The 24,237-nt window shown below is 39.3% G+C and carries 25 protein-coding genes; 6 read left to right on the top strand and 19 right to left on the bottom strand.

The features are described from left to right. Positions 1-39: 39 nt before the first annotated feature. The 4 genes from tig to CD33_RS14325 all read right to left on the bottom strand — a co-directional run bounded on the left by tig (position 40) and on the right by CD33_RS14325 (position 4,144). Entirely contained in the window at positions 40-1,332 is a 1,293-nt protein-coding gene (gene tig / locus CD33_RS14340) for a trigger factor (RefSeq protein WP_036201703.1), read from the bottom strand. 106 nt (positions 1,333-1,438) lie between these two features. After that, the gene (locus tag CD33_RS14335; RefSeq protein ID WP_036201702.1) at positions 1,439-2,446 is read right to left on the bottom strand and encodes a tetratricopeptide repeat protein; all 1,008 of its coding nucleotides are present in this window, start codon (positions 2,444-2,446) and stop codon (positions 1,439-1,441) included. Between the two features lie 491 nt (positions 2,447-2,937). Beyond that, positions 2,938-3,810 carry an NAD-dependent epimerase/dehydratase family protein gene (locus CD33_RS14330; RefSeq protein ID WP_036201701.1) on the bottom strand — a complete coding sequence of 291 codons (873 nt, stop codon included), beginning with the start codon at positions 3,808-3,810 and terminating at the stop codon, positions 2,938-2,940. Positions 3,811-3,832: 22 nt separating this feature from the next. Next, positions 3,833-4,144, bottom strand: coding sequence for a DUF4097 family beta strand repeat-containing protein (locus CD33_RS14325; protein WP_036201700.1), 312 nt, complete (start codon positions 4,142-4,144; stop codon positions 3,833-3,835). A gap of 414 nt (positions 4,145-4,558) precedes the next feature. On the opposite strand from CD33_RS14325, the gene CD33_RS14320 reads away from it, so the two are divergent. The 3 genes from CD33_RS14320 (at position 4,559) to CD33_RS14310 (ending at position 6,542) form a co-directional block, all read left to right on the top strand. Next, complete coding sequence (locus CD33_RS14320; RefSeq protein ID WP_036201699.1) at positions 4,559-5,071, top strand: DUF3231 family protein; 513 nt, start codon at positions 4,559-4,561, stop codon at positions 5,069-5,071. 110 nt (positions 5,072-5,181) lie between these two features. Further along, complete coding sequence (locus CD33_RS14315) at positions 5,182-5,928, top strand: SDR family NAD(P)-dependent oxidoreductase (protein ID WP_036201698.1); 747 nt, start codon at positions 5,182-5,184, stop codon at positions 5,926-5,928. Positions 5,929-6,053: 125 nt separating this feature from the next. Continuing rightward, positions 6,054-6,542, top strand: coding sequence for a hypothetical protein (locus CD33_RS14310; RefSeq protein ID WP_036201697.1), 489 nt, complete (start codon positions 6,054-6,056; stop codon positions 6,540-6,542). 41 nt (positions 6,543-6,583) lie between these two features. On the opposite strand, the gene trhA is transcribed toward CD33_RS14310, so the two are convergent. The 15 genes from trhA to CD33_RS14235 all read right to left on the bottom strand — a co-directional run bounded on the left by trhA (position 6,584) and on the right by CD33_RS14235 (position 22,774). Then, positions 6,584-7,225 carry a PAQR family membrane homeostasis protein TrhA gene (gene trhA / locus CD33_RS14305; protein WP_036201696.1) on the bottom strand — a complete coding sequence of 214 codons (642 nt, stop codon included), beginning with the start codon at positions 7,223-7,225 and terminating at the stop codon, positions 6,584-6,586. 305 nt (positions 7,226-7,530) lie between these two features. After that, entirely contained in the window at positions 7,531-8,808 is a 1,278-nt protein-coding gene (locus tag CD33_RS14300) for an L-lactate MFS transporter (protein ID WP_036201695.1), read from the bottom strand. A 749-nt stretch (positions 8,809-9,557) separates the two neighbouring features. Next, entirely contained in the window at positions 9,558-9,980 is a 423-nt protein-coding gene (locus CD33_RS14295; protein ID WP_036201694.1) for a universal stress protein, read from the bottom strand. Positions 9,981-10,406: 426 nt separating this feature from the next. Further along, complete coding sequence (locus tag CD33_RS14290) at positions 10,407-11,225, bottom strand: C40 family peptidase (protein WP_036201693.1); 819 nt, start codon at positions 11,223-11,225, stop codon at positions 10,407-10,409. Next, positions 11,194-12,006: a serine hydrolase gene (locus tag CD33_RS14285; RefSeq protein ID WP_036201692.1), complete on the bottom strand. Its 813-nt coding sequence runs from the start codon at positions 12,004-12,006 to the stop codon at positions 11,194-11,196. The genes CD33_RS14290 and CD33_RS14285 overlap by 32 nt, the downstream gene beginning before the upstream one ends. A gap of 8 nt (positions 12,007-12,014) precedes the next feature. Beyond that, positions 12,015-12,947 carry a S66 peptidase family protein gene (locus CD33_RS14280; protein ID WP_036201691.1) on the bottom strand — a complete coding sequence of 311 codons (933 nt, stop codon included), beginning with the start codon at positions 12,945-12,947 and terminating at the stop codon, positions 12,015-12,017. A gap of 5 nt (positions 12,948-12,952) precedes the next feature. After that, positions 12,953-13,894, bottom strand: coding sequence for an ATP-binding cassette domain-containing protein (locus CD33_RS14275; RefSeq protein ID WP_036201690.1), 942 nt, complete (start codon positions 13,892-13,894; stop codon positions 12,953-12,955). Continuing rightward, positions 13,887-14,945, bottom strand: a complete 1,059-nt coding sequence (locus tag CD33_RS14270; RefSeq protein ID WP_036201689.1) for an ABC transporter ATP-binding protein — start codon at positions 14,943-14,945, stop codon at positions 13,887-13,889. The genes CD33_RS14275 and CD33_RS14270 overlap by 8 nt, the downstream gene beginning before the upstream one ends. A gap of 12 nt (positions 14,946-14,957) precedes the next feature. Further along, a complete protein-coding gene (locus CD33_RS14265; RefSeq protein ID WP_036201688.1) occupies positions 14,958-15,932 on the bottom strand; it encodes an ABC transporter permease in 975 nt (324 codons plus the stop codon). Then, entirely contained in the window at positions 15,932-16,876 is a 945-nt protein-coding gene (locus tag CD33_RS14260) for an ABC transporter permease (protein ID WP_036201687.1), read from the bottom strand. Before CD33_RS14260 ends, CD33_RS14265 begins: the two co-directional genes overlap by 1 nt. A gap of 96 nt (positions 16,877-16,972) precedes the next feature. Next, positions 16,973-18,808 carry a peptide ABC transporter substrate-binding protein gene (locus tag CD33_RS14255; RefSeq protein ID WP_036201686.1) on the bottom strand — a complete coding sequence of 612 codons (1,836 nt, stop codon included), beginning with the start codon at positions 18,806-18,808 and terminating at the stop codon, positions 16,973-16,975. 30 nt (positions 18,809-18,838) lie between these two features. Continuing rightward, positions 18,839-19,906, bottom strand: a complete 1,068-nt coding sequence (locus CD33_RS14250; RefSeq protein ID WP_036201685.1) for a dipeptide epimerase — start codon at positions 19,904-19,906, stop codon at positions 18,839-18,841. A 12-nt stretch (positions 19,907-19,918) separates the two neighbouring features. Next, positions 19,919-20,713 (bottom strand): M55 family metallopeptidase, encoded by a 795-nt coding sequence (locus CD33_RS14245; protein ID WP_036201684.1) that lies wholly within the window; start codon positions 20,711-20,713, stop codon positions 19,919-19,921. After that, positions 20,697-21,455, bottom strand: a complete 759-nt coding sequence (locus CD33_RS14240) for a M15 family metallopeptidase (protein WP_235863160.1) — start codon at positions 21,453-21,455, stop codon at positions 20,697-20,699. The genes CD33_RS14245 and CD33_RS14240 overlap by 17 nt, the downstream gene beginning before the upstream one ends. 251 nt (positions 21,456-21,706) lie before the next feature. Then, positions 21,707-22,774 (bottom strand): DmpA family aminopeptidase, encoded by a 1,068-nt coding sequence (locus CD33_RS14235; RefSeq protein WP_036201683.1) that lies wholly within the window; start codon positions 22,772-22,774, stop codon positions 21,707-21,709. A gap of 270 nt (positions 22,775-23,044) precedes the next feature. Between CD33_RS14235 and CD33_RS14230 the strand changes: the two genes are divergently transcribed. The 3 genes from CD33_RS14230 to CD33_RS14220 all read left to right on the top strand — a co-directional run bounded on the left by CD33_RS14230 (position 23,045) and on the right by CD33_RS14220 (position 24,215). Then, positions 23,045-23,218, top strand: coding sequence for a hypothetical protein (locus tag CD33_RS14230; protein ID WP_036201682.1), 174 nt, complete (start codon positions 23,045-23,047; stop codon positions 23,216-23,218). A gap of 258 nt (positions 23,219-23,476) precedes the next feature. Beyond that, positions 23,477-23,761, top strand: a complete 285-nt coding sequence (locus CD33_RS19570) for a hypothetical protein (RefSeq protein ID WP_052130264.1) — start codon at positions 23,477-23,479, stop codon at positions 23,759-23,761. 184 nt (positions 23,762-23,945) lie between these two features. After that, positions 23,946-24,215, top strand: coding sequence for a Parvovirus coat protein VP1-like protein (locus CD33_RS14220; RefSeq protein ID WP_084591380.1), 270 nt, complete (start codon positions 23,946-23,948; stop codon positions 24,213-24,215). Positions 24,216-24,237: the final 22 nt, after the last annotated feature.

Here is a 24,237-nt window from a genome sequence, read left to right as displayed (position 1 = left end):
TTTTCTACAATCAATTACATTGTATCGGAAAAATAAGGATTACTCAGTAATTTTTGCATTTTCAACTAAGAATTCCACAGTTTTTTGAGTACGGATATCGTTCTCAAGGATTTCTGTAGTTCCACCTAATGCAGATAAAATCTGATCAGCAGTCATTCCGAATTGGCCGGACATTTTTTCTAATTCAGCTTTTACGTCCTCTTCAGATACTTGGATGTTTTCAGCTTTTGCGATTGCTTCAAGAACTAATGATACGCGTACACGGCTTTCAGCTTCTGGGCGCATTTGTTCATGTAAAGCATGCTCATCTTGACCAGAGAATTGGTAGTAAAGATCTAGAGTCATACCTTGCATTTGTAAACGTTGACCGAATTCTTCGATCATGCGGTGAATTTCGTTGTGCGTCATGCTTTCAGGAATTTCAACGTCAGCATTTTCAGCAGCTTTTTCTACTAATTCGTCACGTAGTGCGCTTTCAGCATCCGCTTTCTTTTGTTCAACTGTTTGTTCTTTGATTTTAGCACGCAATGCTTCTAAAGATTCAACTTCAGGGTCGATTTCCTTAGCGAATTCATCGTTTAATTCTGGAAGTACTTTTGTTTTTACTTCTTTCACCGTTACTTTGAAAGTAGCTTCTTTTCCAGCTAACTCTTCAGCATGGTATTCTTCTGGGAATGTTACGACTACATCTTTCGATTCACCAGCTTTTAATCCTACTAATTGTTCTTCAAAACCTGGAATGAATGAACCAGAACCGATTTCCAGCGCGTAGTCTTCACCTTTACCGCCTTCGAATGCTTCTTCACCCAAGAAACCTTCGAAATCGATTGTAGCAGTGTCGCCAGTTACGATTGCTTCGTCTTCTTTAATTTCAAGCTCAGCTTTACGAGCTAGTCGCTCTTCGATTTGTGCTTCTACTTCTTCATCAGTTACTACTGTTTCACTTTTTTTCACTTCTAAACCTTTGTAGTCACCAAGTTTTGGCTCAGGCTTAACTGTAACTTTTGCGATGAAAGTGAAGTTTTCGCCTTTAGCGAAGTTTTCAGTTCCGTCGATTTCCGGGTAATCAACAGGAGTGATACCTGTTTCGTCGATTGCATTCGAGTATGCATCTGGAACTAAAATTTCTAGCGCATCTTGGTATAGAGCTTCTACACCAAAACGTTTTTCGAACATCGGGCGTGGCATTTTCCCTTTACGGAATCCAGGCACGTTGATTTCTTTAACTACTTTAGCAAAAGCTTTATCGATCGCTTTGTTAACTTCTTCAGCTGATACTTCAATCGTTAGTGTACCAATATTTCCTTCTTGTTTTTCCCATTTCGCTGACATATATAATACCTCCAAAATTAGTTTACAATTGTTAGACAAACCACTCGTATCTACGATTTTGACAACCATTTTAGTATAACATAGATACTCGCAGTTTCAACTTTTTTCATACTTCTTGTAGTTCTGTTAACTTTTCGAGGATCTGCAAAAATTCTACCAGCTCATAATCCATTTCTTGGACACCGCCAAACATCGTCCTGACTAGATCAATATAACCAAGGGCCACATCTTCCGTCTCGTAATGAAGCCATTCAAATGGATAAGTGACAATTGCGTGTTTTGAAAGCAAATATTCTACCATTTCCAAAGTAGAGGGCTCTTTTTCCAGTTTATCGATAATCATTTTCGAAACCGCAATAAACTGGGGCATTTTCGTCGGTAATTCCATTACTGATGGATTCACATACTTTTCTTGATCGAACTTACTCACTTTTATATTGACGTCCACTTGCTGCTCGACAAGCAAAATCAAGACAATACTTTTAATAAAAGGATGGGTTTTGGCATTTTCAATAATTGCCTTTAAGTGCTGCATGATCGGTCGAATATTCAATGTAGTCAGTTCATGTACCAAGGTTAGTTGCTTGTTCGGTGAAAGCGACATAAATCTTTCTAATTGAAATAGTTCTTCATCTATTTCATTGACACTCATGGCGATGTCTTCCTGTTTTTTTGCATTGTCAGCTATATTCGCATTTATATCTTTCAGTCGCTCAAATTTATCAATTTGCTCCTGGGGAATGGCCCCTTCCTCCAATAGCGAAGCAATAATGGTTTCTACTTGTTTATATTGCTTTAACTGCATACATATCGTTAAATATAATTCCATTACTTCTAAATACATTGTAGGGCCAATGCTCAATAGTTGTTCACAAACTTCTTTAGCTTTTTCGAATGATTTTGTTTCGTAAAGTGAATACGCATAAACGCTAAGGGTTACTTCATCACCCTCCGTATATTGAAGTGCTTCCTCGAAGCTGTCATTGGCTAAATCATATTGGTAGTTCTCAACATATTCATGGGCACGAGCAATTAATTTTTCAACTGTACCAGGAAATATAACGACATTGTCAAATGTTGTGTGTTTTAATTGCCTTTTTTTCAAACGTCTCACTCCCTGATGTCAATTTGAAAACTAAGCTTATCGATTTGGAAACGATAGGCCATCGTTGCACTTATGCGAGACTAGGAAAGTTTATCTTTCTTATTTTCCGATGAAAATATTACCAGTCAATCCATGCTATTTTAACATTTTATTTTCGATAGAAACAATTATTTTTAATTTATACAAGTATTAACCGTATTTTCTTGATTTTAATCGAATGAATTTGAGGACTATAGTTGCATATTTTTAAATTTGAAACATAATATGGGGGCCCCCATGAAAAAATACAAAAGCTTATTGCTACGAACCGACGGATGATGATCGACGGTTGAACAAAAACTTCCTGAAACGACTATGCGGATAGGTAAATACGGGAAAGCTTCGAGATACCAAACAAGCTATTCTGATGAAGAATTTGCCCCTTAAAAGAATTAGCAACAGTACGGGCCCCGCAGTGTTAATTAGAGCGTACCTCTCAAGCGAAACTATTCACTAGCTATTTACTGCGATAATTTTTCGATAAGTTTTGGGAGCCACCTCTCTAATGGCTGACATTCAAAACCTGCATCAATCGATTTTCCCTGTGACATATACCAGTCTTTTGGCACTGCAAACGGCGATCTCGTTTCATCGTTTCCAATAAGCGCGATTTTTGCTTTCTTCCCCACATTTTTCTCAACCATTTCCATCAATTCCTTCAATGAATACGTTCCGGAAGACGTTGCATTATATGGACCAGCGATACTGGAGAAACCTGCAAACCTTAAAAAGCCGCTCGCATCATCCGACAAAATATAGGACATGCGGGCATCCACATTCAAGAAACTGATGACTTTCTCCTCTGCAACATTTTCAATATGAACATGCAATCTTCTTGTATAGTCATCCTCCCCCAGTACGATAGGGAAACGAACTGCCACAACAGGGAATTTCGCCTTTTGGAAAAACACGGCTTCTGCCTGCCGTTTTCCTTCACCGTATGAAAAATCATCAACATTCCCATACCTTATTTCATAATTATATGGATCAAATTCATTTTCGGTAAGATCCGCACCTAAATTTACATAAGTGGACATAGTTGAAGTAAACACATATTTTTTTGTTTTGCCTTCAAAAATCTCACAAGCAGCCAAAGCATCATTAGGTGAATAACAAATATTATCGTAAATAATATCCCAATCCCCTTTTGCAAAGGTAGATGCCAATCCATCCCTGTTTGTACGGTCTACTATTACATGATTCACCTTTTCTCCAAAGGAATGTCGTGTTTGCCCGCGGGTAGCAATTGTTACCTCGTGACCTTCTGAAATCAGCAACTCCACAAGTTTTTTTCCAAAAAATCTTGTACCACCAAATACCAAAATTTTTTTCATCATGTTCCCCCCACACTTTATCCTATACTTCTTGCAAAACCGCTGTTGCTACCGTGATACGGCCATTATCAGTTTTAAATCGAACAGAAGTTGACCCATCCCCAAATTTGAATTTCTTCCCTTTTTCCCCATAAACACTAACTCGGCCAAAATCTGACTTTGCAGATAAAGTCACATTATCCAATATTTCATCCGTTTTTAATGTGATGCTGCCATTATCTGTCTTCCATTGAAGTGGTTTTGTGACATGTGGTATATACCCTTCAATACGACCGTTATCTGTAGTAGCCCAAATTTCGCCATCAGCTTCATTTATCTCAATAGGCTTACACAAATCCGTCCATTGTCTGTTTTTGCATTTACATCTGTAAAATTAATTCCTTTTCGAGTTATTCTAAAAATATTTCCTCTGACACTTAACTTTCCTCCCCACAAATTAATTCTTTTACACCTACTAAAATTCGGCTATTCCTTTCGAAGTTCCTTTAATTTTCCTTTGCCTAAAGAAGTGATTCGGTAAAATTTACGCGGTGGCTCCTCTGTTGATTCTTTTAAGTATGTTGTAAAGCATTCTTCCTTTTTAAATTGGGCGTTCAATTATCGTTATAGTTCAATGCAAGGTACTAAACAAATGTGAGTAATGTATTTTAATAAATTTGTGACAATTTATCATTTTTGAATATTATTTCACATCTTGACTACTCTAGTTTTGTAGGAAAATTTTAATAACCAATAAGGAGTGTTAAAAATGGGAATAATGAGTAGAAATCCTAAAGATGAGCCGCTACACTATGGTGAAATTTTCACCATTTGGTCTAACATTTTAACGAATAACGGCATGATTGCGATGTACCAAACATTATACAATCATACCGGCGACCGCGACCTTGCTAAGTTGGTTGAGGAATCAATTACAGGAATGGAAGAAGAAAACAAGCAATTAAAGGAAATTTTAAAAGTAAACGGCATCGGCCTTCCACCTGCACCTCCGGAACGTCCAAACGCTAGGCTGGAAGATATCCCTGTTGGTGCAAGATACAATGACCCAGAGATCAGTGCAATCATTTCTGGAAACCTCGCTGCCGGATTAGTTGCATGCAGCACGGCAATGGGTATGTGTACTCGTGAAGATATAGCCATGATGTATGGTCAGATGCATATGTCAAAGGCGCAACTTGGTGCAAGGTTATTGCGGTTAAACAAGAACAAAGGATGGTTGGTACCTCCACCATTGCATGTAGCACCTCACGACGAAAGATAAATCAAAGCATATAAAGTGGTTGGCTCGGTTGTTTTTCGAGTCAACCACTTTTCCATTCAGCTAAAATTATGTATTTTATAATAAATAGATACAAAAGGAGGAGGAATTTTATGTTTGAAAATAAGACCGTCATCGTCACAGGCGCTGCCCAAGGAATCGGCAAAGAGGTGGCAACACAATACGCAAGGGAGGGTGCTTGCGTGGTCATGGCAGATCTTGATGAAGCATTGGGCAGGTCGGTTTGTTCAGAACTTGAGCAAGATGGCCATAAAGTCATTTTCATTCCTGCAGATGTACGAAAAGAGCAAGATATCATCCATCTAATGACAAATGCTGTTCTACACTTTAAAAAGATTGATATTCTCATTAATAATGCAGGCGTTTTTCACCCAGTTTCCCCCTACGACCTTTCTGTGGAGATGTTCGATGATATTGTGAATACAAACTTGCGAAGCGTCTTTTTATGTTCAAGAGAAGCTGCAAAGTTTATGAGATTGAATCAAAAAGGTGGATCAATTGTATCAATGGCTTCAACACGAGCTTTTATGTCTGAACCACATTCAGAATCCTATGCTGCGACAAAAGGGGGAATTGTGGCACTTACCCATGCACTCGCTAGTTCACTTGGGCCGGACTCCATTCGGGTAAATTGTATTTCACCTGGTTGGATCGAAACAGGCGACTACGAAAACTTGAGTGAGCAAGACCATCTCCAGCACTTCTCCGGCCGCGTTGGAAAACCTGAAGATATTGCACGTGCTTGTTTCTATTTGACTGATGAAAGGAACGATTTTGTCACAGGAATCAATTTGACGGTTGATGGCGGGATGACAAAAAAAATGATCTATGAAGAGTAAGCTTGCGAATCGGCTGACTATTGCCAGTTAGTCGATTTTTTTTATAATTTCTTTTTAAGAATGGCAACAATTTACTTCGACGCATATATTACAAATAGCTTATAACGGGAAAGGAGTTAACACCCATGAATCCTCCCAAAACCAATTATCCTAATCCAAAAATCTTTTTTAACCCTCACCTCGATAATAAAGTAAATCAAAACTCTTTTAACATTTCATATTTGGATGAAAAAATCAGTTCGGATATAAAACAAATTATGGATAAACAAGTCATGTTGGAACAATCCCTCATTAAATTTCATCAAGTGATCAATAATCTTATGCTCAATTCTAAATACTCCACCAACCTTTTAAGCAACCATTTGAAAATGCTTCAAAGCACAGTAATCGAATTGATGAGTAAGCCAATTCAAAATGAGGAATTCCTTAAACTGATGAGAAAAACCGTACCTTCAAAAAACATAAAAAAAATCTACGTTAACGGCTCCCCTATTGAAGTCAGTGAATTACTCGATTTTCATGAACGAAAAAATACAGTAACTTTCTCAACCCCCGACCATCATACGTTGGTGGTGGATATTACCCAAATTAATGGATTCGAAATGCAAAAATAAAAACCTGTACACTTCTTACATAAGAGTTGTACAGGTTTGTGCTACATGTATAGGTAAATGGTAAGGTACATAAATAAACTGCCCCCCATTACAAATACATGCCAAATTGCATGATTGTAGGGGATTTTTTTATTTCTGTAAAAATACGTACCAATTGTATAACATAGCCCTCCAGCTAAGAGCAGAAGAAATCCATTCATTGTAATATAATCCAACATCGGTTGATAAAAGACGATTGCAAGCCAACCCATCCCTAAATAGATCAGGAGTGATAGCCTTGCAAAACGATGTACGAAATACATTTTAAAGAGAATGCCACATAACGCCAATCCCCATTCTACGAAGAAGACAATCCACCCCGACTTACCTCCGATAGCAATTAACGCCACTGGAGTATAAGTCCCGGCAATCATCAGAAATATTGAGCTATGATCTAATTTTTTCAAAATAATTTTATGTGTTGGCCATGCGTGATAGATAGTGGATGCTGCATATAAACAGAACATCGATATACCAAAGATGATGTAGCTTACCAATTCGGTCGTAGTCCCTCTTGCAAGTGCTTTATGAACTAACAATAGAGTGGCCGGGATTGTAAGCAGCGCTCCAAGACCATGACTGATCGAATTTAAAAATTCTTCTTTTTTACTATAACTACTTTGGCCGGCTGTCATTTGCGCCATAATCTTCACCTCTCGCTATTATTATTACACAAGGAATCATTTTGGGCAGGGCAAGATGTAATATTTATCAAATGATATTTGTCATACATCTGGAAAAACAAAGCATTGAAGAAAACACAGTATATATATTACACATTCTGCTCTTTTTAATCATATTTGTAGAGAGTTTTGTCCATCAAATTGACGATTAATGGGCACTATATTACAGTCTTAATAGAATTAATTTCTGTAATACAACAAAAAAACCGAATAAGGACATATACGAAATATCCTCATTCGGCAATTAATAGTTTATATATTTACTTTTAAGAAGTTGTAGTTGAAAGATCTCCAACTGATTCTTTTTTGCGTTCAAGTGATTTTTTCTTTTTGTTTACATCAGCACGAAGCAATAATGCGATTAATAGTGAAATCGCGATTAATCCTGTAAACAGGTAGAACACCGGCACATAGCTGCCGTACATATTTTTCACTGTACTTACAATAATCGGACCAAAAATTCCGCCTAAAGACCAAGTCGTTAATAGATATCCGTGGATAACCCCAAGCTGTTTTGTTCCGAATAAATCACTTGCATAGGCAGGAAGATTAGAGAATCCGCCACCATAACAACTTACTACTAAGAAGATGAATAATTGGAAAATAATAACGTTTGTTGTAAATGGTAAAACTGCAAATGTAATTAACTGGATTGTAAAGAAGATGACAAATATATTCGTTCGGCCAATATAGTCGGAGATTGCGGCCCAAATCAAACGTCCACCACCGTTAAATAATCCCATTACACCAACCATTGTTGCTGCGCCTGCCATTGATAACCCAACGATTTCTTGTGCCATTGGAGAGGCTACGGAAATCATCATGATACCTGCCGTCACATTCACTAAATGCATAGCCCACAGCATCCAGAATTGTCTTGTTTTCACAGCTTCTTTCGCTGTCATCTGAGCTAAATCTTGCTTCACTTTCTTCTCGCCGGATTCCGCTGCCTTCTTCATTCCTTCAGGCATAAATCCTTTAACAGGAGGTGCAATATAAGAAGCCCCCAAAATCATTAAGATAAAATAACTAACCCCTAAAATAAAGTATGTAGTCGAAATTCCTACACCTTCCATCAAGCTATTGGCAACCGGTGCAGTAATCAGTGCGCCTGAACCGAATCCTAAAACAGCCATCCCTGTTGCTAAACCACGACGATCAGGGAACCATTTTACTAATGTCGACACTGGTGCAATATATCCTATTCCCATACCTAAACCGCTTAATACTCCATAAGTCAACCAATATAGTACAACCGAGTCCATCATGATAGCCAGTCCAGCACCCGCTTGTCCAGCTCCAAATAATACAGCCGCAACCATGGCTGATTTTCTAGGACCCATTTTCTCTACTAAACTTCCAAATAGTGCAGCTGCAAAACCAGCAAGCCCCATCATAATTGTAAATGCTACAGTAACGTTAGTTTCAGTCCATCCCATCTCTGTTACAATCGGAATTTTATACACGCTGTATGCATAAGCTCCTCCAATTGATAGATGAATTGCAATGGCAGAAAGAGCGATTAACCATCGATTTTTCTTCATAATTCTCTTTTAGCCCCTTTCTCTGTAAATATGATAAAGTTGTGAACAACTCTTATCTCAAGATAACATTTACAAAATATGAAAAGCAATAGTTTTTTTAAAAAAGTTATTTGAGTAAAAGAGATTTTTTCTGCATTTCATAGAAAAAATGAAGTTAAACGCAAATTTGCGACTTATCGCAAGTTATGAAAAACACAAAAAAATGCTTTCATCCTATAGTTCAACGGACCGCGATAATCCCTTGTTATAACACAGTTTATAGGATGATAACAGGTGGTATTAAAGCGGATACCAACATTAGATAGTTTAGAATTTATATGCATTTTATAGTTAATTGCATACATTTTACAGAATAAACATTTCCTCATTTTTCTAGCAGAATACTTTTGCAAACTTGATTACTAGTCTCACTTTTCACTATTACATAATAGACATACGATATATTGGAATAACTTTAGAAGCTCAACTATCTATTAATACTATTATTTTGTTATGATGCAGAATAACCTTTCATTAAAGAGAAAATTCCTTATGTATCACAATCAAAAAAAAACATCTATTATCAAATAAAATAGATGTTTAAAGTATAAAAAGATATTAGTCTGCATATTTTTCCGATAATTCCTTTCGAAAAATATTGTTAGAAAAGCGCCAAGTAGAACTGTGAACAGGCAAATTAATTCCTATTATTGAAATCAACAAGCAAAGCAGTACTACAATTAACAATTATCAACAACTAGAAGCTTTTGTCACCGAACAAGCTGTACGTCGCAATTTGCCAAACTTACAATACGCTCTGCGACCGATCCAATTACCATCTTTTCAATATTGCTTACACCTGTGGCACCACAAATAAGCAATTCTACTCCCGGGAGCTGAGTTAAAATTTCTTCCGGCGCTCCCTCTTTAATTGTAACTTCTACAATTGGCACACCTGCCGCAATCACTTCATTTTTCAATTCATCCATTTTCGTAATACGTTCCTCTTTTAATCGCTCTGCATATTCCAGGTCATACGCCGCTACTGAACCAAAGGATTTCGTATCAATTACATTAACCAGCTGCATACTTGCGTTATTATCTTTTGCTACAAGAATTGCACGTTGAAAAGCCTTCATGGACAGTTTCGAGAAATCTATTGCTACCGCAATTTTTTCGTAATGTTTTATCATAATCGACCTCCATTTTTCCTTAATTCATAGTACCCATTTTTGTTCTATGTAAACGCAATTGTTTACTTTTGTAGTATTAATCATTTTGGATGTCCGATAAACATGAATCGAACTAAAATATTGCCTGGTACTTGTTAATCGAATTTTTCCAAAACCTCAAAAAAACACATCATCTTACTTGATGATGTGCCAGAGTGTAGACAAAATCGATCTTCGACTTTGCCTACACGTTTTTTTAGGCTATTTTTTTCAATGAAAAATTACCCAGACTGTCTTGAAAACGCTTGGCAGACAAGGCGGGCAGTCGAGTGAAGAGATGAATAGAACATTACGTTCATGAGGGGGGAAGGAGACAACCAACGCAGGATGAAAGCGTTTGTCAACAGTGAGGCACATCATCTTATTTGATGATGTGCCTCACTGTCATTATTTTGCAGGAAATAAGCTACCTACTGCCGTGATTGTTGTGGCCAAATCATCGCGATAGTGAAAATGCGACTTATTTAAACTATTTATACTCACTTCATTCCCTCCCAAGGATGAATGCACGTACAAATCATCCCCTATATACATGGCAATATGGCCGGGAAAGTATAGAAGATCGCCCTTTTGAATCTGTTCCATTTCGATTTCTTTAATGGGAAACCCGTCTATCATTTTGGCATCCCGATAGATTACTACGCCATTCAACATATAAGCCATCGAGCAAAGACCTGAACAATCAATTCCTAAAGGCGACTTCCCGCCCCATCGATACGGCGTTGTTAGATAACTTAATGCCGTCTGTACGACTCGATCCCTAAAATTATCTTCGGTTAATTCATTTCGATCTACTTTCTCTTTAATCCACTGCTTACGGGTAAATCCTACTCCGCCTGTCGCCAGTTGGATTATAGTCCACTCTTCTCCTAATCCTTCCTTTGGCAAGACACGAATAATTGAACCCCTCACAAGCGTTGTTATTTTTGCACTTTGAATTTTAGGCTCTTGCAAAACATCCGCAAAACCTTGAGAAATGCAATGGTTCGCACCTTCCTGCCACTCAATTGCGTTTTCTGTATCCAATATTAAATCAGACGCCTTGCAATAGCCCTCATAGCGGTAAGGAGTTTTTACAAAGAACCAGTCATGTCGTTGTTCCACTATTTCTACAACCATTCCATATAGTCCTTCATCTATCAGCTCCGATGCGGAATCAGGAGCAGCATGTAAATTAGCGATCATTGACTTTATAACTGCTTTCATCAAGCCTTCCATCCTCCTTCGCCAGATGATCATATACAATCTTGGAAACCTGCCCTATGAATCGTTTCGCTTCTTCGCTGTTTGTATGATCCGTGACAAAAACACCTATAATATAGTCCCTCTTGCTGGAAAAAACGATTCCAACATCATGTTCTACCGTAGCCAGGCTGCCGGTTTTATGAGCCATTTTGACATCCTCAACTAGATATCTTCTTAAAGACTCATGGACGCGTTGCCTGCTAAGTATATCAATGACTAACTCACTGTGTTCTTTCGATAATAATGATTTGCGATAAATCGCTGTATAAAGTGTCGCCATGTCTGCGGCAGTTGTTACATTATCAAAGCCTCTTGCCATTTGATGAAAATCCATCATTTTTCTTTGAATTTTTGTTTGTGTTAAACCAACTTTTTTAAAATATCGATTTATATTTTCAAGACCTATCAAGTCGATTAGCACATTTGTTGCCGTGTTGTCACTTGTAATAATCATCCACACCAACAGATCATGCAAAGAACATTCCTCTGTTCCAAGCTCAGTTAAAACACTGTACTCCACCCGGTTTTCTTTTGAGATTTGCACAGTCTGATGCAATGTGAAGTTTCTGTTTTCTATCGAATCCAACAAGGCCAGTAAAATTGGCACTTTAATCAGGCTGGCACTTTGAAATACATCATCAGGATTTTTTGAAAGCAAGAACTGACTCCCCCCAGCATCCTTTATTATCAGTCTGATATCGAATGGGGCCTGTTCCAACAATCGTAGAATGGCTTTTTCCATCACAGCACCTATTGAATGACTTCTATCGTTTTTGTTTCTGAATTTAAAGAAATAGTTCTACCTAGAGGAAGAGACATGGTTGGCAAGCAATGACCGCAAGCTATATCCATTAGAATCGGCTTTTGTAATGGAACAAGGATTTCTTCAAAAATCGTCTGCAATCGCAAACTATGTTCCGGACTACCCGAATTATGAGGCCCACAATTTGTCCATGCCCCCAACAAGATTCCCGATGCCTCATCCAGCTTCCCAGATAACTTCAGTTGGGTGAGCATTCGATCGATACTTCGTTCATACTCGTCTATATCCTCCAAAAATAAAATTTTCCCCTTCGTATCAATTTCATAGGGTGTCCCAAGGGAAGAAGCTATTAAGGTTAAATTTCCTCCTACAAGTCGACCTGTTGCTTTTCCTGGTACAAGGGTTGTCATTTCCTGATTTGGTGGATTCGTTAAGTAATAATGCGTTTTTTCTGTAAAGGACACACCTTCCTTAAAAGATGACAAAGTATAATCATCCATCTCCGGCTTAATGAATTCCGTGGATGGCATGGGAGTATGATACGTCACTAAATCACACAACTGGTTGAAAGCGATATGCAACGCCGTAACATCACTGTAGCCGGCAAATACTTTTGGGTTTTCCTTGATCATTCCGTAATCCAACATAGGCAAAATTTTGGTGGCGCCGTAGCCTCCCCGAATGCAGAAAATACCATCAATCGATGAATCAAGGAACATCCGATTCACATCGTTTGCACGCAGTTCATCACTTCCAGCTAAATAACCATGTCTTTCTCGGCAGGAATTGCCCACAACTACTTTAAAGCCCAGTCTTTCAACGGCATCGATAGCTTGCGGCAAGCTTTCAGGAGGCGTAGCACCGGAAGCGCCAACAAGACCGATCGTACCTCCCTTTTTTAACCCCTTCGGAATCTTCATTCAAGTCACACTCCTATTTTATACATTGTACGGTAACGGGAAATTTCTTCTTTATTTGCATGCACAAAATGGCCATCCTCTATCTCTACGAAAGATGGGCGATCTTTCTCATAGTTATGCTGGGCAGGATTATAGATTTCCACTTTTTTGGCCCGCTCTTTGTATGGATTTGGCTCCGGCACGGCCGAAATCAAAGCCCTAGTATATGGGTGGATCGGATTCGAAAACAGTTTCTCTGTTGGCGCTAGTTCCACGATTTCCCCCTCATAAATAACCGCCGTTCGGTCGGTAATAAAACGAACAATTGACAAATCATGGGCAATAAATAGGTAGGTTAAATTGTTTTGTTTTTGTAAATTCGATAATAGATTCAAAACTTGAGCACGAATCGAAACATCCAATGCAGAAATCGGTTCATCGGCTATTATAAATTCCGGCTCCATTACAAGTGCACGCGCAATGCCAATCCTTTGTCGTTGCCCCCCAGAAAATTCATGCGGGAAGCGACTGGCAAACTCCGGCAGCAACCCTACTTCCAACAGGGCATTTCGGACTTTTTCCATTCGTTCCGCATCATTTCCAAACTTTTTCGTATTCAGTAGACCCTCTGAAATAACATAGTCCACTTTAGCTCGTTCATTCAAAGAAGCCATTGGGTCCTGAAAAATCATTTGAATTTTTTGGGTAATTTCTCGATCCCACTCCTTCGGGATATTGCCATTGATCGGCCTACCCCTGAACAAGATTTCTCCGCCCGTCACTTCATTAATCCGCATAATCGAACGTCCGATTGTCGTTTTGCCAGAACCCGATTCCCCAACGAGCCCAAAAGTTTCACCTTTGTAGATTTCGAAACTTACATCCCTGATGGCTTCAAATTTACTTTTTCCTTTGCCGAAAGTTACATTTAAGCCCTTGACTTCCAATAATACTTCCTTGCTACTCATGGGCGTACCGTCTCCCTTCTTCGAAAAATGCTTGCAGGCTTTGCGGAGGCACTACTTTTGGTGCATCGGCATGCAGCAACCATGTTTTCGCAAAATGCGTTTCCGTCACTTTAAAGAACGGGGGACGTTCCACAAAATCAATATTCAGAGCATATGGGTTGCGAGGTGCAAAAGCATCCCCTTTTATCTCATTAAATAGATTGGGAGGTGTCCCTTTAATGGAGTAAAGTTCTTCCCCTTTGGATCCCAATTGCGGCAAAGAAGAAAGAAGGGCCCACGTATATGGATGCTTTCCATCGAAAAACACTTCATGTGTTTTGCCAATCTCGATAATATCACCGGCATACATAACTGCAATCCGGTCGGCTACTTTTGCAACTACCCCAAGATCATGGGTAATATAGATTGTTGTAAGACCATACATTTCTTGTAGATTTTTCAGTAGCTGCAAAATTTGTGCTTGGATCGTCACGTCTAGCGCGGTTGTAGGTTCATCGCAAATAAGAATTTTCGGATTGCAAGCGACCGCGATGGCGATCACGATTCTTTGACGCATTCCTCCAGAAAACTCGTGCGGATATTGTTTATAGCGCTTTTCAACATCGCCGATACCCACATCTCTCAACAGCTTTAGTGTGCGTTCGTAAGCTTCTTTCCCTTTTAACCCTTGGTGCAGCACTACACACTCTTCAATCTGTTTCCCGACCGTTTTAAGCGGATTCAACGAGGTCATTGGATCCTGTGTTACCATGGCAATTTCCTTGCCGCGGATTCTCAACCAATCCTTTTCCGTGTTGAATTGTGCTAAATCATAATCTTTATAGAGAATTTGTCCCTGATCAATAAAACCATTTTTATCTAGCAAACCCATGATGGATTTTACAAGAACGGATTTACCCGAACCCGATTCACCCACAATTGCAAGACTCTCACCTTTGTATAAATCTAGAGAGATATTACGAATTGCGGTTAGCACTTGGCCACGCAGTTTAAACTTAATGATTAGATTTTGAATGGATAAAATGCGTGGCTTTTCGTTGTTACTCCCCATCGCCATCCTCCTCTACACGTGATTTTTTGGATCTGCTGCATCAGCAAAAGCGTTTCCTATAATATAGAAAGCAATCGTTATAATACTTAATACGACACTCGGGAAAATCAACTGATAACGTAAATCCGGTGACATCATCAGCACACGTCCTTCATTAATTAAATTTCCTAATGATGGTTCACTGATTGGCAATCCTAAACCGATATACGTTAAAAATACCTCTGCCCCAATAGCAAATGGAATAGCTAAACTCATCCGTAGCATTATAACGGAGATTAAATATGGCAATAAGTTCTTCAGAATAATTCGATAGCTTGGTGTCCCCAAGCATTTCGATGCTAAATTGTATTCTCGGTCCCGTAAAATAACAATCTGGTTTCGAATAAACCTTGCCATCTCCACCCATCCAGTAATACACATTGCAATAATGATCGTCGAAATGCTTGGGCGTAAAATAAAAGACATCAAGATTAAAACAATTGTTGTCGGGATATTTTCTACAATATTGTAAAGTTGCGTAATAGGTGTTTCCAGTTTTCTAGAGAATCCCCATAACGCACCTACAGAGATGCCCACTATTACTTCAGCAAATGCTACAACGAACCCAATAAATAAAGAAGTTCTTGTACCAGTCCAAATTCGGGACCATAAATCTTGTCCGATTGAATTCGTCCCAAACCAAAACTCTGAGCCTGGAGCAATATTCCGAGCTTGGGATCCTGTAGTTTCGTCTATATAAATCTCTGTTGGAGATTTTTGGTATGGTAAATACGGCTGTATAATTACGAATGCAATAATTAGTCCAACTACCACTAATAGGAATACAGCAATTCGATTTTTTAAAAAAGATTGCCAAGTAGAACGCCAATAAGAATAATTCGAGTATCCTGTTTGTTCCGCCTTTTTCTCATCAACAATAGCAAAATCAAATAAATTATCGTTCGACTTTTGTGAAATATTTGAAATTTCCTCCGAATAGATGCCCATTAACGTGTACTTCCTCCTTTACCTAACTTAATTCGAGGATCTACAAGTGCCATTGCCAAATCTCCCAAAAATAGACCTATAATTCCTAATGAAGAGAATATTAATACCAATCCCTGCACTACTGAATTATCTTGTCGCTGAATAGCATCAACAAGCAAACCACCCATTCCAGGGATAGAATATAATGATTCAATATAAATCGAACCGGTGATTGTAAACAATATTGTTGCCGGTAAGTACTGAGCCATTGGGATGAAAGCATTTCGCATTACATGGCGAAACATCAGGGTACGTTCTTTAACACCTTTTGCTCGTGCAAGCTTTATATAGTCTTTGTTTAATTCATCCACCATATATCGACGCATCCACATAGCATACGAAGCGGTAGGTGCAAGTGCCATAGATGTCAATGGTAAAATCCAACTCATCTTATTGTATTCATCAAATAATAATGGAAGGTTGAATAGATCCGTTACATACATTTGGATAAAAATATAATAAACTGCAGCTGGAACAGCAACCACAAAAACAATATATCCAGTACCCAGTCGATCGAGCCAGCGTCCTTTCATATGTGCCATTAAAATGCCTAATGGTACGCCGATAACAAGCGACATTACTACTGCTCCAAGCCCAAACAGCAACGAATACATAATTTTTTCGGAAATGATGGTCGTGACCGGTACATCGGTACGGTATGTAACTGAAGTGCCTAATTCTCCCTTAAATAAATCCATATAAAAATTACCTAATTGAACGAGTAACGGGTCCCGCAGACCTAAATTTGTTAAAATTATTTCTTGTTGTTCCGGTGTCATTTTCTCGGCTGCAGCTCCTAGATACCCTTCTTCCGGCATTAGGCGTAGTAAGGAGAAAACAATCGTGATAATAATAAAAAGTGTTAACACAGACTGCAATAAACGTTTTCCTATATACCACAACATATTCTTATCCCCCCAGAGTCTCAAAAGAAGGAAGGAGATGCCAATGCTATTCCAGGTCATCTCCTTCTTTCACTTAGTCTACAAAACTACTAGTTTCTATTCACCTGCGTTGGCCAATGCTTCCGTTCTTTCTTGTTCCCATGCTGCCAAAGCTTCTTTAAATTCCTCGTTACTCATTGGCTCTTCCAGAAGTCTTTGCCCTTTAAATTTCTCTAACGTTACACCAAATGGAGAGTATTGTGCTTCAAATGGATTTAACTTTGAAGCTATATAACCAGTACCACCTACTGCATATGGGATAACAAATGCTTCTTCGATTAGGAAGGCTTCCGCTTGAGCAAATAATTCATAACGTTTTGCTGGATCCATTTCTGCTTTTGCCGCATCTACCAAGTTTTGATATTTTGATTTTCCATTTGCATCTGTGTAGCCTTCAGCAAGTTCTGGCTTGTTGTATGTTCCACCTTCCGTGAATGGGTCCGTATAAGAAGCCGGGTCAGCATAGTCAGGACCCCAGTTTGCTTCAAGTAATGCATATTTTCCTGGGTGACGAATTTCTGATAAGAAACCGGTAGAAGGACCCGCTTCTACAATTAAATCAATATAATCCGCTCCCAATAGATTTTCAAGTTGTTGTTCTACTACCTGTGTACGATTTGCCCAATCCGGACTACCAGAATTGTATGGAATTACCATCTTAACCGGGAATGTTGCTTTTCCATCAAGCTCTGCCATCGCTTTTTCTTTGAATTCCAATGCTAAATCCGAATTGAATGAATCAGTATTCGAAATGTCGGCTAATGGTGCTAGCTGTGTATAATCCACACCATCAACATCCACGAAGTTTTTAGGTGTGATAGTGTTGTTAAGCAAACTTTCCGGCTCGAAAGGTTCCGTTGTCAACATAGCGGATACACGGTCTAGTGCATGGTATAATGATTTACGGAAGTTTTTATTGTTTACAGCAACCTTCCAATTCTGCGGTTCATATTCTTCATCAAATTGCGGATTAAAGTTTAACGCATAGAAATACGTATAGAAGTTATTACGGATTTGACGAAGCTGCGATTTTTTCTCTTCATCATTAAACCATTCATCAACTACTGAAGTTGGAATTTCTGCCGAATCGATTTCACCACGTAAAAATAATTCCGGTGCCACCGTTAAAGCCTCTTTATTATATTTATATCTGATACGGTCGATGTATACATTGTCTTTATCCCAGTAAGATTCATTCTTTACAAGTACACGCTCATTCTGGGATTCAAATTTATCCAGGATAAATGCACCGTTATAGAGAGTTGTTTCTTTAGTAGTACCAAATGTGTCACCTTTCTCAGCTAAAAACTCTCCATTAACCGGGAAGAAACATACATAGTTAAGCATTGATAGGAAATAAGGTGTTGGATTTTCCATCGTGTATTCAAGCGTGTAATCATCCAAAGCTTTGACTCCAACTTCCGCAAAATCTGTAATTTCCCCATTGTAGAAGGCATCGCCGTTTTTAACGACCGTAGCTATCCATGCAGTGGATGATTCATTTTTGGCATCCAGAACATAATTTAAGCCCTCTACAAAATCTTGCGCCACAACATCCGCATATTCTTCCCCTTCATGCGTAACCCATTTCACTCCTTCACGCAACTTGAATGTCCAAACTGTATTATCTTCATTTGCAGACCATTCCTCGGCTAAACTTGGTTGTACAATTCCATACTGATCATACTCGATTAAACCGTCAATCAAGTTTGCCGACATAGCAAATTCATTTGCTTCTGCTGTTTTTAAGTAATTCAAAGTTTTAATCTCCCCTGAATATACAGTACGGTATTCTGAAACTTCATCTTTGGAAGACCCGTCTCCTTTATCGCTACAAGCAGCCAAAACGAAAGCTGTTACTGTAGCTAAAAGCAATAACCACAACTTTCTCATAAAACCCCTCCCGTTTCTTGAATATCTTTTTTATAATGAAAATCCGATACCAGGTTTAATGGACATTGTAATGACTTGCCCATCGAATGTTGGGCCTCCAGGCATTGGATCGTTCACACATAGTAAAGGTCCATCTAAATCAATCATGGTGATATTTTTCTGGGATGCAGCAAAGTGGGCGGCAGCACTTACACTCACTTTTGTTTCAAGCATGCATCCAACCATGCATTCAATGCCATTTGCCTCTGCAATATGGACAATTTTTTGGGCCTGGTAGATGCCGCCCGTTTTCATCAGCTTAATATTAATTAAATCGGCGGCACGCTTTTCGATTAATGTGATTGCTTCTTTTGGAGAAAAAACACTTTCATCCGCCAAAATTTTAGTTAGCGTGTTCGCGGTTACATAACGCATACCTTCTATGTCGTTATAGTGAACTGGTTGTTCAACAAGTTCAATATTTGTGTCGGCGTCCTCTAAAGCATGTATTATTTGGACTGCTTGTTTCGGAGTCCAGCCCTGGTTTGCATCTATACGCAAAATGACATTGGGACCAACCGCTTCGCGAATAGCAACAATACGCTTTACGTCACCAGCAGGGTCTTTGCCAACCTTTACCTTTAGTATGTGAAAGCCTTTTGTTGCAGCAGCAAGGCTATCTTTCACCATCTCATCGACATCATTGGCACTAATTGTAATATCTGTGATCAATTCCTTCCTATAACCCCCTAAAAGCTTAAAAAGCGGTGTTTTATAGCTTTGTGCAAGCAAATCATAAAGCGCCATATCAACAGCTGCCTTGGCACTTGTATTTTTATGGATACATTTTTCGAGACGCTCCATTATTTGGGCAAATTCTTCAATATCCATTCCGATAATCGCAGGCTTTATATATTCAGTGATTGCATTAGAGATCGATGCCTTTGTCTCACCTGTTATGACCGCTGTCGGAGCCGCCTCGCCAATACCGATCCGACCGGCATCTGTATGGATATAAATGGCTATATTCTGGATTTTTTCCACAGTCCTTAGTGCTGTTTTAAATGGTGTAATAAGGGGTGCTTCCACAACCCCCACTTTGATATCTGTAATTTTCATTCCATCACCTTTCTACGTCAAAAACTGCAATATACGTAGAACCTCATAATAATCGTCGGTTACAAACTCCACTGTATTATGCGGTTTAAAAGTTGCACCCGGGTAGAAGGAGTTGCGGTACGCCCGGGCATGATCACGATAGATGATTTCTACAACAAAACGCTCGGGCAATTTGACTTGCAGAGCCTCTCGATCAACCCTCATCGCTTCTTCTACAAGTATCCTGGTCTCTTTGATTGTTAGATTCGGGCTCACATTCACCGTCGCACCACCAACACCTTCTTTAGTAGCAAAAGTGACGATTTTTTCATTAACGGATCGGATTTCCTCAGTAAGGCCGACATCCCCACTGACAAAAGCAACAGGCACCCCGTGCAAACCGGCTGCATAGGTATTAATTAAAAATTCACTTGCATATTCCCCATTGATCTTTACATCCGCATTCACAACCAATGTGTGGGCTAACGGATTGCGCTGGCTCCCTCCTTTGCTGTGGTAGCCGATAAAAATGACCCGATCGAAGCTTTCATCCAGCCCTGCAACCATGCACATCGGGTCTCCTGTCCAACCGCGTATCACTTTGCAATTTACTGGCAAATTTGAAATATCCAGATTGCGGGCAGAATCATGGGCATCCTTGAGCAAAATTTCTGTAGCCCCTCCTGCTATGGCTCCTTCAATAGCAGCCTCCACTTCCTTCGTCATCTGCTTCAGAAAGGGTTGAATATCCTGCGTATTAAGCTCTGTTTCGCTCCAAGCAGTTGTACCAGTTATTCCTTCTAAATCCGCACTAATATATACTTTCATAATATCCATACTCCTTTAGTTGATGTCTCTCAATAATTGATTGTACTGCGCCATACTCCGCTTCAGCCGATCCTACGCGCCTTGCCCAAGCGACATTTCCATAGTCAAAATGCCACCATTCCTCGGAATAATTCGTAAAACCGACCGAGGTCATACTGTTATACAAAAGGCGCCGATGTTTTAATGCTTCTTCATTCTCAAAAGGATTGTGCTCAAAGTAGCGGGTTGCCGATCGTACACACATTTCATCAAATACACTTCCGAGATCCAGTGGGTTGCCCTGCAAATCCCCCAACGTTAAATCAATGGCTCCCCCTGTTAAATGGGGTGAGGTTTTAGTTGGGGCTACACTCGGGTATGCTACATATTTCAGCGTTTCTTCCAGAACCTGCTCATCCGAGAAATTAGAATGACGTTTTTTGATCTCGTCATAAAAGCATTGGAACAAATGCTTTTGCACCTGTAGTGGGCGATAGCCATCATATACTATGAAACTATATTCTTCCGGCAATAAGGCTAGGGCCTGCAACAACCTTTCATAAGCGTTTTGCCTTACGTAGATTGATTGCAGACTGCCTGGGATTTGTTGTGTAAAATACATGGATTTTGAGTATATTCTTGGGTGGCGATTTGTTAAGTTCAGTAAAGGTTCACGATTTTCACAAACGTTCGGACAGGAATTGCCATTAACAGGAGCAAGGATGGGTATCGGGGAAAAGATGTTTCCTTGTATAAAAATCACCTCACAGATTTATCGAGATATTTCATTAGTATGAATATTTTGATTATTCCGTATTTAAAAACAAATCTATCATACTTTACATTTTTTTACTAGGCATTAAATAATATTTATGGCGAATAATTACGAACTTAACATTATTACGTAATAATGAATTTCCCTAATTTTTCAACCTTAGTTCTCCGTTTGAAAAATAAAGGGTGCACAATTAAAAAAAGTTATCCAAGGAGACGATTCCTTAAATAACTTCAATATCATTTTTGTGCAAAATCAAATGCATGAACTATATTTCCATCACGACCAGTCGTTGTCTCTGCTTGAGATAACGAGTTGATAATCGCTTCTTCTGTCGTTTCTGCCGCGGCAGCAAACAATTGATTCATTATGAGGTGATCCTCACGCAGCTGTGTACGGCTTTCAAGAAATTCGTTCGTCGTATGTGGTATATCATGGGCAGTAGTAAACCCAATCACAATATCGCCGCTCCCATGAGAAAAATAGCTCCCTATGCGTCCCAAACCAATTCCGCAGCGTTTAATGACCCGTGTTAATTGTCTGCTGCTAAGTGGCGCATCCGTAGCCAAAACAATAATGATGGAACCATCCACAGGCTTATGGATTGGCTCTTTGTGGGAGTTCGGAATTTTATAATTTTCCTTCAAAAATTCAGTACTGCTCCCAAAATTGCTCAATACGATACATCCCACCGTGTAGCAAATAGGATTTTCTCCGTCTGTATCCATTTCCACCACCCGGGAGGAAGTTCCTATCCCGCCTTTGTATCCGAAGCAAACCATTCCTTTACCTGCACCAACCGCCCCTTCCCGCGCTCTTTCGCTGGTTGCACTCTGAATCGCTTCAATTGCATGTTCAGGCTTTACCGGACACGCTCTTATGGAATTCAAGTAACTATCATTACATTCACCCACAACGATATTGATCGTGCCCGTACTGATACCAATATCATCGTTTAGTTCCAGCATATATTGCAATGTCCCCTGAGTAACTTGAGGCACACCAAACGTATTTGTTAACATGATTGGTGATTCAATTACACCCAGCTCATCTACTTGAACGAGCCCCACAGATTTGCCAAAGCCATTTATGACATAGCATGCAGCAGTGACCTTATTTTTGAAAAGGTTCCCACCATGAGGCAGTATGGCAGTTACTCCTGTACAGGCATATCCACCCTCATTCTCCAAATGATAGTCCAGTGTAACATGGCCAACCTTGACACCCGCTACATCGGTAATGCAGTTTTTCTTTCCTGTTGGAAGCTTTCCAATTTCAACGCCCAATTCCCGTGCTTTTTTGTTCATATTTACACTCCTTTTATCAAGCCCAAATTGAACTTCCCTAAATCAAAAATTTCTTTCCTCCCTTTTAATGAATCCATGGATTTATATTTCCACAGATCCAGCCCTTTTCCTTCCAATACTTTTATCATTCTCACAAATATTGATCATTACACGCTTGGTTTTATCCTGAACGTACATTCAGTGTTGATTGTAGAATATTCAACGTGTTTATAAGTCATAATAGGAATGGTGAGATAACACCTACTAACTTTCGATGTGGAGGGAACTTTTATGAACAATTTTCGTGAAGGCTTAATTCCAACTGTACTTGGGTCAGCTGTAACTGCTGCAGGGTATGCCATGAAACAAAAAGGTTCGAACCAGATGTTGGCGAATACCATTTTCGGTTTCGGTTTGGCGCACATCGTTTTAGGGGCAATCGACCTGGTAGAACATCGTCGTTAGTATGGGAAGAGCACATGACGTGCTCTTTTCTTTTTTGGCATTACAACAGGAAGCCCGCATTTTTGGCTATGCATTAGTAAAATGTTTAGTCATTTTTCACTACACAGTTTTAAGTATATCTACCTTGGTCATCATAAGTAAAAATCTGGTACAATTATATACAACTTGGCTCCTGTTTAAGTTTAACCATTAAGATAGTTGAGCTTGATTTTACTTTGAAATTTACTAACTTTCACTACATAAAAGGCTGGTGGATAAATGCTAGAGACATTGGGGGAGATTTTGGGGATTGTCATCGGAATTGCAGCAATTTGTTTTGTCGTATATTTTGCTATTTTCGTTGTAGTCCGAATTATTTCCGGTATCCTTTACTTTTTCAAATGGCGCAAGATGACACCTGCGGAACGCGCTTACGAAAAACGCATCAGAAGAAAAAGGTCCAGTTCCGGCAATGCATTTGATTGGTGGGATTTTGGTTCTGACGGTGGCGGCAGCGCTGATGGCGGCGGTGGCGGCGATGGTGGTGGTGGTGGCGGTGACTGATGCCGTTAACACTCTTAAAAGTTTAATTATTAGATAGCACCTTGACTTCCTTTATTACAGGAAATTGAGGTGATTTTTTTAAACATTTTTTCCCTTTCATGAAAATAAGATGAATAGCCGTTACTAGAATAATTGAAAATACATATGCTAGTAAAAACTAGAATTCAGAAATGAGGTCGCACCTATGAGAAATGGGAAGATTGGTTTCTGCTATCCCGGATACCGCTACTGTGGTCCCGGCTGCACAGGTCCCGGTTCCCCCACAAACCCAGTTGACGCTTGCTGCAAATTTCATGATGAATGCTATTTATACAATAGACATAGAACTTCCAGAAGATATTGCGATGACTTATTCCAGCAATGTTTGCGACAATATAGCAACATGAACAACAAACTTGGAAAAGATGCCCGATTATTTTCTAAAGCCATTAATCTGAAAAACTTTTTCTTTTAATTTTCAGCATGTCAACAAAGAG

Origin of the sequence: Ureibacillus sinduriensis BLB-1 = JCM 15800, from assembly GCF_000772955.1 — a bacterium.
GTDB lineage: Bacteria > Bacillota > Bacilli > Bacillales_A > Planococcaceae > Ureibacillus > Ureibacillus sinduriensis.
The sequence above is the reverse complement of the archived record's forward strand: the minus strand, read 5'-3'. Positions and strand labels throughout refer to the sequence as shown.

Coding starts and splice junctions, on each gene's coding strand:
- CD33_RS14290 (WP_036201693.1), bottom strand. CDS start 11,225: ATGAAAGCAGTTATAAAGTCAATGATCGCTAATTTACATGCTGCTCCT.
- CD33_RS14235 (WP_036201683.1), bottom strand. CDS start 22,774: ATGAACAAAAAAGCACGGGAATTGGGCGTTGAAATTGGAAAGCTTCCA.
- CD33_RS14270 (WP_036201689.1), bottom strand. CDS start 14,945: ATGGGGAGTAACAACGAAAAGCCACGCATTTTATCCATTCAAAATCTA.
- CD33_RS14295 (WP_036201694.1), bottom strand. CDS start 9,980: ATGATAAAACATTACGAAAAAATTGCGGTAGCAATAGATTTCTCGAAA.
- CD33_RS14315 (WP_036201698.1), top strand. CDS start 5,182: ATGTTTGAAAATAAGACCGTCATCGTCACAGGCGCTGCCCAAGGAATC.
- CD33_RS14230 (WP_036201682.1), top strand. CDS start 23,045: ATGAACAATTTTCGTGAAGGCTTAATTCCAACTGTACTTGGGTCAGCT.
- trhA (WP_036201696.1), bottom strand. CDS start 7,225: ATGGCGCAAATGACAGCCGGCCAAAGTAGTTATAGTAAAAAAGAAGAA.
- CD33_RS14320 (WP_036201699.1), top strand. CDS start 4,559: ATGGGAATAATGAGTAGAAATCCTAAAGATGAGCCGCTACACTATGGT.
- CD33_RS14245 (WP_036201684.1), bottom strand. CDS start 20,713: ATGAAAGTATATATTAGTGCGGATTTAGAAGGAATAACTGGTACAACT.
- CD33_RS14275 (WP_036201690.1), bottom strand. CDS start 13,894: ATGAGTAGCAAGGAAGTATTATTGGAAGTCAAGGGCTTAAATGTAACT.
- CD33_RS14220 (WP_084591380.1), top strand. CDS start 23,946: ATGAGAAATGGGAAGATTGGTTTCTGCTATCCCGGATACCGCTACTGT.
- CD33_RS14300 (WP_036201695.1), bottom strand. CDS start 8,808: ATGAAGAAAAATCGATGGTTAATCGCTCTTTCTGCCATTGCAATTCAT.
- CD33_RS14255 (WP_036201686.1), bottom strand. CDS start 18,808: ATGAGAAAGTTGTGGTTATTGCTTTTAGCTACAGTAACAGCTTTCGTT.
- CD33_RS14285 (WP_036201692.1), bottom strand. CDS start 12,006: ATGGAAAAAGCCATTCTACGATTGTTGGAACAGGCCCCATTCGATATC.
- CD33_RS14330 (WP_036201701.1), bottom strand. CDS start 3,810: ATGAAAAAAATTTTGGTATTTGGTGGTACAAGATTTTTTGGAAAAAAA.
- CD33_RS14260 (WP_036201687.1), bottom strand. CDS start 16,876: ATGTTGTGGTATATAGGAAAACGTTTATTGCAGTCTGTGTTAACACTT.
- CD33_RS14265 (WP_036201688.1), bottom strand. CDS start 15,932: ATGGGCATCTATTCGGAGGAAATTTCAAATATTTCACAAAAGTCGAAC.
- CD33_RS19570 (WP_052130264.1), top strand. CDS start 23,477: ATGCTAGAGACATTGGGGGAGATTTTGGGGATTGTCATCGGAATTGCA.
- CD33_RS14280 (WP_036201691.1), bottom strand. CDS start 12,947: ATGAAGATTCCGAAGGGGTTAAAAAAGGGAGGTACGATCGGTCTTGTT.
- tig (WP_036201703.1), bottom strand. CDS start 1,332: ATGTCAGCGAAATGGGAAAAACAAGAAGGAAATATTGGTACACTAACG.
- CD33_RS14250 (WP_036201685.1), bottom strand. CDS start 19,906: ATGAAAATTACAGATATCAAAGTGGGGGTTGTGGAAGCACCCCTTATT.
- CD33_RS14310 (WP_036201697.1), top strand. CDS start 6,054: ATGAATCCTCCCAAAACCAATTATCCTAATCCAAAAATCTTTTTTAAC.